Source organism: Lactiplantibacillus sp. 3062, from assembly GCF_055413545.1.
The window spans coordinates 38,924-51,810 of sequence record NZ_JBVAYE010000009.1 but is presented as its reverse complement, the minus strand read 5'-3'; the positions used below and the strand labels follow the sequence as shown (position 1 = coordinate 51,810).

General features: G+C 45.2%; 14 protein-coding genes and 1 other annotated feature. Of the genes, 4 read left to right on the top strand and 10 right to left on the bottom strand.

Annotated elements, in window-relative coordinates:
* Window positions 1-66: 66 nt before the first annotated feature.
* The 4 genes from hisD to hisJ form a co-directional block, all read right to left on the bottom strand.
* Window positions 67-1,353, bottom strand: a complete 1,287-nt coding sequence (gene hisD / locus ACWQAU_RS11700; RefSeq protein ID WP_027821873.1) for a histidinol dehydrogenase — start codon at window positions 1,351-1,353, stop codon at window positions 67-69.
* Complete coding sequence (hisG, locus tag ACWQAU_RS11695) at window positions 1,353-2,009, bottom strand: ATP phosphoribosyltransferase (protein ID WP_003642712.1); 657 nt, start codon at window positions 2,007-2,009, stop codon at window positions 1,353-1,355. The genes hisD and hisG overlap by 1 nt, the downstream gene beginning before the upstream one ends.
* Window positions 2,002-3,153, bottom strand: coding sequence for an ATP phosphoribosyltransferase regulatory subunit (hisZ, locus tag ACWQAU_RS11690; RefSeq protein WP_027821872.1), 1,152 nt, complete (start codon window positions 3,151-3,153; stop codon window positions 2,002-2,004). The genes hisG and hisZ overlap by 8 nt, the downstream gene beginning before the upstream one ends.
* Before the next feature lie 175 nt (window positions 3,154-3,328).
* Window positions 3,329-3,560 (bottom strand) — a binding site (T-box leader).
* Between the two features lie 58 nt (window positions 3,561-3,618).
* Window positions 3,619-4,455 carry a histidinol-phosphatase HisJ gene (hisJ, locus tag ACWQAU_RS11685; protein WP_027821871.1) on the bottom strand — a complete coding sequence of 279 codons (837 nt, stop codon included), beginning with the start codon at window positions 4,453-4,455 and terminating at the stop codon, window positions 3,619-3,621.
* A gap of 221 nt (window positions 4,456-4,676) precedes the next feature.
* Here hisJ and ACWQAU_RS11680 point away from each other — a divergent pair, with 221 nt between their 5' ends.
* From ACWQAU_RS11680 to ACWQAU_RS11670, 3 genes are all read left to right on the top strand, one after another.
* Window positions 4,677-5,840: a VanZ family protein gene (locus ACWQAU_RS11680; protein WP_003646586.1), complete on the top strand. Its 1,164-nt coding sequence runs from the start codon at window positions 4,677-4,679 to the stop codon at window positions 5,838-5,840.
* A gap of 83 nt (window positions 5,841-5,923) precedes the next feature.
* Window positions 5,924-6,832: a magnesium transporter CorA family protein gene (locus ACWQAU_RS11675; RefSeq protein WP_079111830.1), complete on the top strand. Its 909-nt coding sequence runs from the start codon at window positions 5,924-5,926 to the stop codon at window positions 6,830-6,832.
* A 14-nt stretch (window positions 6,833-6,846) separates the two neighbouring features.
* Window positions 6,847-7,194, top strand: coding sequence for a DUF1801 domain-containing protein (locus ACWQAU_RS11670; protein ID WP_003642707.1), 348 nt, complete (start codon window positions 6,847-6,849; stop codon window positions 7,192-7,194).
* Window positions 7,195-7,344: 150 nt separating this feature from the next.
* On the opposite strand, the gene ACWQAU_RS11665 is transcribed toward ACWQAU_RS11670, so the two are convergent.
* The 4 genes from ACWQAU_RS11665 to ACWQAU_RS11650 form a co-directional block, all read right to left on the bottom strand.
* Window positions 7,345-7,854, bottom strand: coding sequence for a MerR family transcriptional regulator (locus ACWQAU_RS11665; protein WP_003642706.1), 510 nt, complete (start codon window positions 7,852-7,854; stop codon window positions 7,345-7,347).
* Between the two features lie 48 nt (window positions 7,855-7,902).
* Window positions 7,903-8,727 carry an SDR family oxidoreductase gene (locus ACWQAU_RS11660; RefSeq protein WP_027821870.1) on the bottom strand — a complete coding sequence of 275 codons (825 nt, stop codon included), beginning with the start codon at window positions 8,725-8,727 and terminating at the stop codon, window positions 7,903-7,905.
* Window positions 8,728-8,765: 38 nt separating this feature from the next.
* Window positions 8,766-9,281, bottom strand: coding sequence for an SRPBCC family protein (locus tag ACWQAU_RS11655; protein ID WP_003644685.1), 516 nt, complete (start codon window positions 9,279-9,281; stop codon window positions 8,766-8,768).
* Between the two features lie 317 nt (window positions 9,282-9,598).
* Entirely contained in the window at window positions 9,599-10,660 is a 1,062-nt protein-coding gene (locus tag ACWQAU_RS11650; RefSeq protein ID WP_003642703.1) for an aspartate-semialdehyde dehydrogenase, read from the bottom strand.
* Between the two features lie 230 nt (window positions 10,661-10,890).
* On the opposite strand from ACWQAU_RS11650, the gene ACWQAU_RS11645 reads away from it, so the two are divergent.
* Window positions 10,891-11,844, top strand: coding sequence for a linear amide C-N hydrolase (locus ACWQAU_RS11645; RefSeq protein WP_027821869.1), 954 nt, complete (start codon window positions 10,891-10,893; stop codon window positions 11,842-11,844).
* A gap of 48 nt (window positions 11,845-11,892) precedes the next feature.
* On the opposite strand, the gene ACWQAU_RS11640 is transcribed toward ACWQAU_RS11645, so the two are convergent.
* Both ACWQAU_RS11640 and ACWQAU_RS11635 read right to left on the bottom strand, forming a co-directional pair.
* Window positions 11,893-12,111 (bottom strand): hypothetical protein, encoded by a 219-nt coding sequence (locus tag ACWQAU_RS11640; protein WP_003642701.1) that lies wholly within the window; start codon window positions 12,109-12,111, stop codon window positions 11,893-11,895.
* Window positions 12,111-12,887, bottom strand: a complete 777-nt coding sequence (locus tag ACWQAU_RS11635) for a TMEM175 family protein (protein WP_016527251.1) — start codon at window positions 12,885-12,887, stop codon at window positions 12,111-12,113. The genes ACWQAU_RS11640 and ACWQAU_RS11635 overlap by 1 nt, the downstream gene beginning before the upstream one ends.

The following is a 12,887-nucleotide window of genomic DNA, read 5'->3' as shown; positions in this document are numbered from 1 at the left end:
TTCCTCCTCATCTGCTAAAACGACTACCGGCTGTGATCACAATCAGTATCAACTACTAATTACGCCTTAATCGTAATAGGTGTCAAAACGACTCTCAATCGCACGAGCATGGCCTTCCAGACCTTCGACCCGTGCCAACGTGGTAATCGCCGGAGCTTCCTTAGCCAAAGCGTCCTTAGTGTATTGGATAAAGGACGTTCGCTTAACGAAATCATAGACGCCAAGTGGTGATGAGAAACGGGCCGTGCCACTCGTTGGTAAGATGTGGTTCGGACCAGCAACGTAGTCACCGAGTGGTTCAGAGGCGTAGCGTCCTAAGAAGACCGACCCGGCATTTTTGATTAAATTCAAGTACTGAGTTGGATTCTTCAATTGCACTTCCAAGTGTTCTGGTGCCACCGTATTCATCAAGTCAAACATTTCTTCAACCTTTGCGACAACGGCAATGAAGCCTTTTTCGTTAACAGCGTCGGTAGCGATCGCTTCTCGTGGCAAAACTTTCAACTGTGACGTCACGTTATCACTGACGGCCTGCGCTAAGTCGGCACTATCCGTAATTAGGATTGGCCGGGCTCGACGGTCATGTTCTGCTTGACTCAATAAGTCAGCCGCTAATTGCCGAGGATCAGCTGAATCATCCGCTAAAATACCAATTTCTGACGGGCCGGCCACCATGTCGATCGCCACCTGACCAAAGACCTGCTTCTTAGCAGTCGCCACAAAAATGTTCCCAGGACCAATAATCTTGTCGACCGCTGGAATCGACTCAGTCCCATAAGCTAACGCAGCAATTGCTTGAGCGCCTCCCACTTGATAGATGGCGTCGACGCCAGCGATTTTGGCTGCAGCAAGAACGGCTGGATTGATGCCATCGACTTGTGGTGGCGTCACCATAATGACTTCATTAACGCCGGCAATCTTAGCGGGCAAGGCACTCATCAGTAAAGTCGATGGATAGGCTGCCGTGCCACCTGGAACGTATAAGCCAACCCGATTAAGCGGCATTAACTTCTGCCCTCGTAGAACGCCAGGCTGTTCAGCATCAATAAAGCCAGTCGCCTTTTCCTTTTCGTGAAAACTCGTGATATTGCGTTTAGCTAACAACAAGGCGTCCTTCACTTGCGGGTCCAGATTGGTATAAGCATCATCAATAACAGTTTGTGACAACTTAAAGTCGGTCAAGGTGACCTTATCGAATTGGGTTTCGTAATCCTTGACGGCGGCATCCCCGTTTTTAATCACATTGGCAATAATTTCGCGAACCGCTGATTCAACCTTTAAGTCAGTCAATTGTTGGGTCTTCGTTTGAACTAAGCGTTTTAAACTAGCTAAATCTTCATTAATAATTTTCATTAGACAAACTCCTTTGGATTATTCGTATCAACAACTGTGGCCAACCGATCAACTAAATCAAAGATGGCGGCTTGTTGCTGTTTTAAGGCTAACCGGTTGACCACTAGGCGGGTCGAGACTGGTTGTAAATAGTCATAAATTTGTAAATGGTTCTCACGAATCGTGGTCCCCGTCTCGGTGATATCTACGATGGCGTCGGCTAAGCCAGTCAGTGGTGCTAATTCAACCGAGCCTTCAATCTTAATAATTTCAACATCTTGGCCCAAGCGATCAAAATACCGTTGGGTAATCAATGGGTACTTGGTGCCGATGATTTTGCGTCGTGGTGCAACGGGATCAAAGTCGGCCGTGGATGCTAGCACAAATTGGCACTTACCAACCCCCAAGTCTAACAGTTCATATTGGGTACTCTCGTGTTCAGTCAAAATATCGCTACCAACGATGCCGATATCAGCAGCACCCCGTTCGAGGAAGGTCGTCACGTCCGGCCCTTTCGCTAAAATAAACTCATATGGTTGCGTCTCAGAATCAAAAATCAACCGCCGTTGCTTGTTGCGGACTTGCGAACAATCCAGTCCAGCTTCTTCCAGCAACGGCAGGACTTGTTGTTCGACGCGGCCCTTAGTCAAGGCAATCTTTAAACGTGGTTCAGTCATTGGTCATACCTCCAGTTAAATCAATCAGTTGGGCATTCAAACATTGTGCTTCGATGCGCGCACCTGCTAAGTCATCCGCCAAACTCAAAATGGCGTGCGGTTGTTTCGCTAAGTATGCCTCCGCTTGTGACCACTGTTCAGGCTCAAAGTAAATCAATTGTTCAGCATAAGCGGTCTGTTGGTCGGTGGCTAAAGTCGTTAACAAGTCAACGTTTAACCCCATTCCCACAGCCGGTTCTGCTTCAGCTTGAAAGTTCGTTAACAGTTTGTCGTAACGGCCGCCGCTGAACAGGTAGCCAGCCCCCGCTTGTGAATAACCCCGAAAAGTCAGGCCGGTATAGTATTTTTGTGGTGCTTGGCTACTCAAATCCACCGAGATGACTTGCTCCGGCATCGTTTGTTGCATCCAGGCCACCACCGTTTGAAGCCGTTTCAGACTTGGTTGGACTGTTTCAGGTAGTGGTGCTGCCGCTAATTCTTTGAAGATACGTTCTGGACGCCCGAACAAACGCGGCCATGCTTTGAGAAAATCGTATAAAGGCTGTGCGCGGTACTTGGCAATCAACTTCGTGTAGCGTGGTACTTGCTTATCGAACAGTGCGGTTAAAATGGCTTGTTGTTCGCCTTCGTCACCAGTCAAGCTGGCCACGACCCGTTGTGCAAATTGGGCATCTCCTAATTCGATTTCAACAGCATCGGCAATCAGCTCACTTGAAAGCTGGTTGGCAATCGTTAAACATTCAAATTCGGCTTTCAGCGATGCGTAACCGACTAATTCGACTCCCGCTTGTGTGATTTGGTTATATGAACCTGATAATTGACGGCTTACTCGAAAGATATCGCCGACATAACCAAACTTTTGCGGTAAGGGGACATTCGTCGCGCTAATGAAGCGAGCAACTGGTAAGGTCATGTCCGGCCGTAAGACCAAGGTGCGACCATCGTTGCCAAATAAGCGGTATAGTTGGTAGTTACCCATCTGATATGGATCAAACACCGCTTCGTTTTCTAATAACGGCGTTGCAATTGGCGCGAGCCCGCGTTGTTTAAAATGGGCTTGGATCACCGCGATCAAGTGTTGTTTGGTACGTGCCCGCCGACCAAATTCATCCCGGGTTCCTAGTGGTAATAAGTGTTTCAACATAATTTACGCCTCCTAAAACGTCGTTATTTTTAAAACTAATCAGTTTAATTCATATCGTTACTTATCAATGTGCTTAATCAATTGCTTACATGCTAACCGGAGCGACTTGCGATTCCGTCACGCAAACTTACCGCATGGATCGGTGAAACTAAAAAACGCCCCCTTAGCAATTTGCTAAAAGGACGTTTACGCGTGGTTCCACCTTATTTCATCTACCGTTCGCACGGCAGACCTCATGTTGATCAAGTCAACTTGGATAACGAAACCAATTCGGCTAAGGCTAATGAGACTGGTTCACCTTAGCAGTTCATAGATGTGTGTTCGTTAAGCCTGTCTGTCCGGTTCTCAGCTACCCGGGCTCTCTGGATGAGGAAGACTTAATTACTTGTTCTAATCACAACCGTTTATTAAAATTTGATTAGTCGTTTAATTTATAATTCATTGTAATCACTAAACTGACGGCTGTCAACCCTCAATTAATTTTTTTATAAGATGATAGCCACGCCCCACACTGGCTATGTCGTGGGCATCAGAGCCATAAACCAGCGGAATGTCAAGCTTTTGAGCGCGTTGTAGAATCTGTTCACCGGGATAAAAATCATTACAATACGGTTTGTAGAGACCAGCCAAATTCAAATCTAACTGCCGCCGTTGCTGCTTCACTAACGCCAACGTCTGATCTACTAATTGAAGATTATGGACATCCAAGGGTTCAGTCAAGCCAAAGTAATCCTGATATTTGCGGACGAGACTCATGTGGCCGATCCGTTGTGGTGCGTAAGGGCCCAGATCTGCTTGTACTGATGCCAAGACCGTCTGATAATACTGTTCAAAAACACGTTGGGGCGTCTTAAGCCACTGCCCAAAACCGGCTGCAAAATCATCCGTTGACATGTCAACACACCAGAAATGCTGCCGTAACCCCCGCATGAAATGGACTGACAAAATACTTTCCTGCGTCCGAGGACCATAGGTATTCAGAAAATCACGCGTCCAAGCAACATGCTCTGGTAAGAAATCAACTTCAAAACCCACTGAGATCTCGATTTGCCCGGCATATTTGGTCTTCAGTCCGTTAGCCAGTGCCAAATAATCGGCTACTTGGTCCTCACGCAACGACGCCTCAGTATAACCGGCCGGCGTCCCTTCATACTGGTCACGAAATGCCGGTGGTAACGGTGCGTGCTCCGTAATACAATACCGCTGAAAACCTAGCTGTATCGCCCGTTGAACCATTTTTTCCGTTGCTTCACCACTCCCATGCGGACATAGTTCCGTGTGGGTATGCCCATCCATTAGCATATCCTCACCATCCTCTCATAATTTATGCTTATTCAACCATATTTTTTTTAGATAAGCAAGTATGGTCGAAACGGTCATTCGCGACAATACGCTAGCAGTCACGGCGAAAGTCTAACAATTTACTTATTTATTTATATTAATCGTCACAATTTCTTTATACCATGATATAGTCAACACTAGTTAAAGAACAACGCTATTCCAAAAAAAGGGGGGGACCAGCCATGCACGAACTCATTACAAAACTTTATCAACTCGCACTTTCCAGTCACATTGTCAGTACGTTGCTGGAACCCGTGCACATCGTTATCTTAGCTTTACCCATCATGACCTTACTACTCGCCATGATTATCCTGACTATCCAACTCCGAACACGTCAAACACTGAGTGAGCGTAACTTGATCAGTACCTATTCGTTTATTTGGTACTTGGCAGCAGCCTACTTACTAATTATTCTGCCACTCCCGACTCGCTCATCCGTGGCTAGCCTAACAACTGCTGAGTATAATTTACAACCCTTCTACTTTCTCACCCAGTTGAAGGCGCTCACGCCGTTTGAACTCGGGGACCCCAGTACTTGGTTAGCCGCCTTCAAATCTGACACGTTCTTCCAGCCGTTCTTCAATATTCTATTATTTATGCCGATCGGTGCCTACTTAAAGTGGCGGCACCGCTGGCCGCTCTGGTTGATCACCCTGACGAGCTTCTCGATTTCATTGTTCTTCGAAACCACGCAGTTAACCGGATTATACGGCTACTACTCACGAGCCTACCGGATGTTCGATGTCGACGATTTAATGATGAACACACTTGGTGGGATTGTCGGTGCTGGGTGTCTACATCTGATTCCTAATCAGTGGCGCAATCGCGACCACAGTACCCGGTTGAATTGGCAGGAACACCCCATCAATTGGCGCCGCATTGGGGCGTTGGTCATCGATTGGCTCGCAATTGCCGCCTTTGACACCGTCTACTTCGTCTTAGTCAAACATTTTAATTGGCCATTACCACATGATTTTCGCTGGCTATACCTGGCCGATATCATCCTCTTCTTCATTGGGCCCGCCTGGTGTTGGCATGGTAAAACCATTGGTGGTCGCCTGCTCAATAGTCAGATCGTAACCATCAGTGGTCACCAGGCCAATCTCTGGCAACTGCTTATCCATTACAGTGGGCTCTACTTAATCGGCCTGCCACTTTTATTCTTGGATTTATGGTTATTCAATCGTCTAGGCAACGTTCCTAGTGCCACCCTTAACCGCCTGGATGTCTACCTCGTCGTCGTTTCAGTCATTTTACTGATTATCAGTTATGATTTATTGTTAGCGCTTTTCAGTCGCAGTCACCAGTTATGGTGTGAAAAGTTAAGTAGAACAACTGTTAAATAATTAGGTGGCCTTAAAACTTCCTTTGCGTTGTCTCGCAACTCATGTTAAATTGAAGATATCTCAAAACGCTGGAAGTAAAAACAATGATAAAAGTCCATGAACTAAGCGACGATTTTCGCTGGGTCGCTGTTAATAATTACACTGAAAATGATTATCATCAACTCGTAAGTGAGGAACACGTTACCGACGAAATGTTAGGCTACGCAACCGATCAACACGAACGAGGCCGGTTGGAATATGACGCCAAAAGTGCCATCACGACCATTATTTTTGACGTGGTCACAGAAGACGTTGAGGAAGGTACTTATACCGCCCAAGTCAGTTTCATGTTGATTGACCACACCCTACTGACTTTTACGACCGATAACACAATATTCGTTGAGGATATGTTGGCAGACGAAATCGATGCCGATTGGGAAGATGTCCTGCATCCATACGACCATATCTTTAACGTCTTGTACAAGCTATCACGGCAATATTTTTCGGCCATCAACAAGATCAATAAACAACGCCAAGACATTCAGATAAAGATGAAAAAGCAAATTCAGCGTTCGGTCATTATTCAATTGATGGACTTAGAAACAACGCTAGTCTATTTCCTCACGTCCCTTAAAAGTAATAACGACATGTTGCAGTCACTCAAACGGTTTGTACCGGTCAAATTCTCGGCGGCCCAATTAGAACGGCTCGACGATATTATTGTCGAGGCACAACAAGGATTGGAAATGGCCAACATTGCCTCAGACATCATCGGCCGGGTGTCGAACGCCTACTCGAACATTCTAGACAACAGTTTGAACAACACGATGTGGGTGCTGACGATTTTCTCCATCGTCCTGACAATGCCCAACATTGTCTTCGGTTTTTTCGGGCAAAACGTCGACTTACCGTTCATGAAGAATCCATTCGGTTGGGAGATTACGGTATTCATCGCCGTTGCACTATGTGCCCTAACCATTTGGTTGCTACGACGCAATTCATTTCGTAAATAAAGGAGGTTTTAAAAATGCCTAGTCGAGTTAAAGTCACGGACACCAACGATTACATCAATAAAGCTGCAATCGCTGCACAACCAATCTTGAGCACCCTTGCCCAACTGATTACATCGGAATTGCTTGACTTTACTGCTAAAATCAAGTGGAATTTGCCGTTCTATGAACATGACAAACAATACGTTAGCATTGCTGCTTATCAGGCCCACGTCAGTCTAAGTATTTCAGCCGACCTTGACGATGCGACCCTCACTGCTGCTAAAACTGCTGGTTACGCAACCGGTCAAAAGCGGCTGAACATTGGCCTGGATCAACCCGTACCAGTGGCGCTAGTTAGACAAGTCTTACAACTAATTGCTTAAATATACGCTGCTTTTAATTTCAAAAGGTTCCGAACTGTCAAACAACTGACAATTCAGAACCTTTTATTTTGGTTATTCTTATCCAATATCCAAGCTATCAAAACCAGTTTTTCTGTACAGTTTCATCGATTAAACTGAAACTGCTAAGGACTATCGCTTGCGCAACCGATAATCCTTTACATTAGCAAATCGAGACAGCTCAACCAGTTGACCGGTCGCCTTCAAATACGCATCATATTCCTGGTCAAGACCGGGAAGAACTTCATTAGTACCCGGTACAAAATGAATATCCTCATGTCCGGCAGCCGTAGCGGTCTCATAATACCACTCCTTAAACTTCAAATAACTCATCGTATCCTGTAAGTCGGTAATCCGCTGTTGTAATTCCTGCTCATGCGTTTTGAGTAATTGGTAACGATCGTTTAATGTCGTATCACCTTCGAGTCTGAGCGCAATAAAAGTAGCAATGTCAGCTACTGACACACCCGCATTTTTGAGACATACAATGGTCCTCATCAAATGTAGATCATTATCAGTAAATTCACGCCGGCCAATTGAATTACGCTTCACGAATGGCAGTAATCCCGACTTATCATAGTAACGAATGGTATCAATCGTTACTCCTAACTTATCAGCTACTTGTCCGATTGAATAACTCATATTGAACTGAACCTCCTCGATTGTCGTTTAACCACTATCTTAACGCAGCTAGTCGTCTGTCGATAATGAAAGGTCCTCACGTGACTTAATTTCACGAACAATGCTTTGTAAATTAGCGAGTCCACCTTGATAGGCAAATTCACCTAATGGCAAGTGTGCCGGTACCTCTGCCAAATTGGCCTGATCAAACATAACCTGAGCAATTCGGTGCGGATTGCCCGGTGCCTGAGTAACCGAGTCCGATACCGTCGTAATCGCGTCACTAAACGCGGCGTAATCTGCAATTGTCGGTACCATCTTTTGGGATGACCGCCCTGACCACTGCGTTCGAGCGCCACTTGGTTCAACCGTCATAATTTGAATCCCCAAGTCTTTTACTTCTTGCCGCAAGGTATCACTATACCCCTCAACTGCATACTTTGTCGCACTGTAAAAGCCCATAGTTGGTAGTGTCGTCAATGCCAACGCCGATGATAAATTAATAATTATCCCAGCATGGTGTGCCCGCATGGTCGGTAAAACGGTCCTAGTCACGTTAGCGAGTCCCATAACGTTAACTTCAAACATGTAGCGAACTTTCGCCATATCGCTTTCTTCAATTGTTGAAAAATAGCCTAAGCCAGCATTGTTCACTAAAACATCAATAGTTCCAAAACGTTGAATCGCTTGAGCGACCCCAGTTTTAATTTGTGATTCATTTGTCACATCAATGCTTACTTTCTCAATACGCGTCGCGTCAAAAACATCTAGGTAGGCTAAATCATCGGTGTGGCGGGCAGCCGCAATCAGCTGAGTGTCAGACTGACGTGCAACAATTGTCGCGAGTTCCTTTCCAAAACCACTTGAAGTTCCTGTAATAAACCATGTTTTCATCTTTTAATCACTCCTATTAATCTTGCTGAGCTACTACTTTACTCAGTCATAGTCCTTTTAGCAGCCTTGACTAACCCGTCTAACCAGCTTTGGTGACCATTTAACATCGGATTGGGTGTTTGATTAGCTAAGTCTTTAGCAGGCTGTCCAACTTGCGATTCTTGTGTTAATAATCGAATCCGGCCATCTGTCAATTTTTCAATTAAGAAAGCGTGATAGACATCAAATTGAGTATCTGCATCACCATTTTGCCAGCCATGCCATGCTAGTCGTGCTGTTTCACCATCCGTCGGTTCAACGAGTTCCATGACCTGGGCATCGATAGGAAAACCAAATGTATCAAATCGGAAATGTTCCGCAAACTTTAGTTCAGTATTCGTTTGATCATCCAAAATAATGTTAGTCGCATTGTCATAATACGTCGTCCACTTCGATGTATCGACTAAATTTTTCCAAACAGCCGCTAAAGTCACACCGTCTGTAATGACCTCGTTTGACACGAAATTATCAGTATGCCCTGGTAAATAGTCCGTTGACCAATTAATTGATTTCATTATTAATTCCTCCATATTCGCGTTAAAATTTTATTCTAGCTAGCAAATTAACATCATGACATCTCATTGACCATTCACTAACTTTGAATAAACTTAGCTTATATGCTGGAGCTGACTCCAGGACAAGGATAAAGGACACTCATCAGTTTTAGCTTAACAAATTCTTAATATTGCTTTCTAAAACGAACCTAATTTCAACATGACGCTTATTATATTTTATCTGACTCTAACGCTCGAATAATTCGACATCAAAAAAAGCTGGTCGCCAGAATATTGATTCTAGCGATCAGCTTTTCATTACCCTTAACAAATTAGTTTTATTGCATGTGCAATAAACCCATCTTGTCCATGGTTTCCGCAATCTGAACTGAGTTCCAAGCAGCACCCTTTAAGAGGTTGTCGGAAACGTTCCACATGTGGAAGGCTTGTGGCGTTTCTTGGTCAGGACGAACCCGACCAACGAACGTGTCTTTAGAACCTTCCGCATTATGCGCTTGCGGATAAATTTGGTTATCAGGGTCGTCTTGTAAGACCACGCCTGGTGCAGCTGCCAAAGCATCTTGAATGCCCTTGACGGTTGCCTTAGGATCTTCAACTTCAAAGTAAACTGATTCGGAGTGACTCACTGGCACCGGAATCCGCACACAAGTTGCCGTTACTTTTATATCCTTACTGTCCATGTCGCCGCCACACATAATCTTTTTGGTTTCATGGATCATCTTCCATTCTTCATGGGTGTAGCCATCTTCTTCAAACACGTCAATTTGTGGTAACGCATTGAAGGCAATTGGATAATGCTTCTTGTCGCCCGCAACAGGTAAGATATGAGCTTCCATCTCTTCACCTTTTAAGTAGGCTTCCGTCTCATCATGCAATTCCTTCAAGGCCCGGTTACCAGCACCACCAACGGCTTGATAGGTTGAAACAATGACCCGCTTCAAACCAAATGCCTTGCGCACTGGTTCCAAAGCAACGACCATTTGGATGGTTGAGCAGTTCGGGTTAGCCACGATTCCATGATGAAGCTTCAATGCTTCAGGGTTAACTTCAGGAACAACTAACGGAATCTTTGGGTCCATCCGGAAAGCACTTGTATTATCAACAACTACGGCACCCCGTTTGACTGCTTCAGGGGCGAACTTCTTAGATACTGAGCCACCCGCTGAGAAGAGGGCTAAATCAATTCCTTCGAATGATTCAGGAACGGTCTCTTCAACAGTTAAGGCTTGACCATTGAACTGTAATTGTTTACCGGCTGAACGGCTTGATGCCAAAAGTTTAACTGAGTTGACAGGTAAACTCGTCTGTTCCACCATTTTGATCATCCGCGCGCCAACTGCACCAGTTGCACCGACAATCGCGACGTTATATCCACTCACTATGAAGACCTCGCTTTGATAGTTATTGAAACCTCATTATAGCACGTTTGTAAAGATTAGAAAATAATGAGTTCCATCCGACCATAAATTAATCTGTCACTGATTGCACTGCCAGCTATTTTGCACACGCAGATCATCAAAAAAGTAACCGTTACCATCGTTAATTAAACAGTCATTTAGCTGTCGCCTATTTTGACGTATAATGAACCTAATTCAAAGGAGGCCGCGCCATGTGTACCAGCTTAACTTATCTTGATACTGACAATCACCGCTACTTCGCCCGCACCATGGACTTTCCAACAACGACACCTTGGCGGCCAATTTTTTTGCCGCGCCGTTATCCGTGGCCAACTGGGTTAGCGACGACGCGTATGACGCAGTATGCCATTCTCGGTGGTGGCCGGCTACCTGACCACTTTAAGGCTTGTTTGATGGCTGACGGCATTAACGAAGCTGGTTTGATGTGTGCTGAACTGTACTTGCCCCACGCCGTTGAATACGCCACTCAACCACAAGTCAACCAAATTAATTTAACACCTCAAGCCTTCATCAACTGGGCTTTAGGTGAACACCAATCAGTCGCAGCCGTGATCGCCAATCTGCCAAGTGTTAACCTGGTCGGTGCGTCCTGGGGTGATGACACTGGTGAAGTCTATCCCTTTCACTGGTATCTCAGTGATGCACACACCAGTGTCGTCATCGAACCCACTGGTGGCCCACTGACGGCGCAACCGAATCCAGCCGGCGTCCTGACCAATACACCAGTCCTAAGCGACCATCAGCGCCGACTAAATCTTTATTTAGCAATATCTGGCAACCAGATTACAACTGCCACTCGTCAGGCTGCTCAGCACGTGATTCAGACTAAGCAACCATTACCGAGTGGGCCGATTCCCACTGATCGTTTCATTCACATGGCACTTCGACGACTGGGAACACCGCAGTTAGCACCGCAACAAGTGCCGACCACTTTATTCCGCTGGTTACAAGAAGTAAGCTTGCCATACCACGCCGACCGTCGCCATCTCATCAGCCACAACTACACGCACTATCGTTGTTTGATCACGTTAGCGACTCGTACTTACCGCTTTATTCCACGCACGACTGGTCACGAACAACGACTGACACTAACACCTGAAATGGCAGCAACCTGGCGAACACCGTACCTCTTCCCTGCCGATTGAAACTAAAAAATCACGATGTTGAGACTGAACTCACATCGTGATTTTTAATTAATGACGCTGTTTCAAAAAATGATCAAATTCCTGATTGATTGCCGCTCGTACTTGGGGCTCATGTAAATCAGCTTGCGCTGCATTCGGACCACCCGTAACTTGACTAACCACTTGCAAATAGCCGAACAAGACCTGGCTGGGGTCAAGATGATACTGCTTGGCTAACGTCACGGCGAGATCATAACGATCAGGTCCTAATAAACTTGAATAATCCATTATGCCGTCCCTCCCTTCGCCTGTTCTAGCTGGCGACTCATCCGTAAGTAGGCCAAAAAGTGAAAAATGATGCCACCTGCTAGTAAGATTGCACCTAACCATACCGACCAAAACGTTGCCACGATGGCTAAGCCATAAATCGTGACACTTCGAACCGGATCAAACTTAATTGCGGCGTAAAAAGCCATTGAGATTCCCGGCTTCTTTAGGTCCTGGTGATGATGCAGATAAGCGTACATGAAATAAAATGTCGCCGAAATAAACAGGGCAACCAAATCATAAACAATAAATGCCGTTTGCATATCCTGTCGATTACCAGTTGTCAACGCATCTGCCACTAATGACATCGGGTAATCCAATAAGGTGATACTAAAGAGCATTAATAAGTTTAGCATATTAACGTTGCGATCAATTCGTTGTAGCATGTTGAAATAATCATGATGAAATAACCACAGCGTGCCAACGTAGAAATACGAAAAGACGTACGACAAGATCAACGGCCATTGCGCTAATAGTGCCGCCAGTAAATGTCCCGGTTGGTAATCAGGAATGTGAAATTCTAAGACTAAAATTGTAATTAAAATGGCAAAAATACCATCACTGAACGCCTGAAATCGATCTGTTTTCAAAATCAGCACCTCCCACAGCGTTTTAGGATACCATAACTCACAAGTAATTACTGTAATTAACTTTTCAAACTGACGACCAAACCGCTTCTCTAACACCTGATATGGTAAGATTAAGTCAAAATAAAGTAATTGATGTGGGGGCGTCAA

Coding starts and splice junctions, on each gene's coding strand:
- hisD (WP_027821873.1), bottom strand. CDS start 1,353: ATGAAAATTATTAATGAAGATTTAGCTAGTTTAAAACGCTTAGTTCAA.
- hisG (WP_003642712.1), bottom strand. CDS start 2,009: ATGACTGAACCACGTTTAAAGATTGCCTTGACTAAGGGCCGCGTCGAA.
- hisZ (WP_027821872.1), bottom strand. CDS start 3,153: ATGTTGAAACACTTATTACCACTAGGAACCCGGGATGAATTTGGTCGG.
- hisJ (WP_027821871.1), bottom strand. CDS start 4,455: ATGCTAATGGATGGGCATACCCACACGGAACTATGTCCGCATGGGAGT.
- ACWQAU_RS11680 (WP_003646586.1), top strand. CDS start 4,677: ATGCACGAACTCATTACAAAACTTTATCAACTCGCACTTTCCAGTCAC.
- ACWQAU_RS11675 (WP_079111830.1), top strand. CDS start 5,924: ATGATAAAAGTCCATGAACTAAGCGACGATTTTCGCTGGGTCGCTGTT.
- ACWQAU_RS11670 (WP_003642707.1), top strand. CDS start 6,847: ATGCCTAGTCGAGTTAAAGTCACGGACACCAACGATTACATCAATAAA.
- ACWQAU_RS11665 (WP_003642706.1), bottom strand. CDS start 7,854: ATGAGTTATTCAATCGGACAAGTAGCTGATAAGTTAGGAGTAACGATT.
- ACWQAU_RS11660 (WP_027821870.1), bottom strand. CDS start 8,727: ATGAAAACATGGTTTATTACAGGAACTTCAAGTGGTTTTGGAAAGGAA.
- ACWQAU_RS11655 (WP_003644685.1), bottom strand. CDS start 9,281: ATGAAATCAATTAATTGGTCAACGGACTATTTACCAGGGCATACTGAT.
- ACWQAU_RS11645 (WP_027821869.1), top strand. CDS start 10,891: ATGTGTACCAGCTTAACTTATCTTGATACTGACAATCACCGCTACTTC.
- ACWQAU_RS11640 (WP_003642701.1), bottom strand. CDS start 12,111: ATGGATTATTCAAGTTTATTAGGACCTGATCGTTATGATCTCGCCGTG.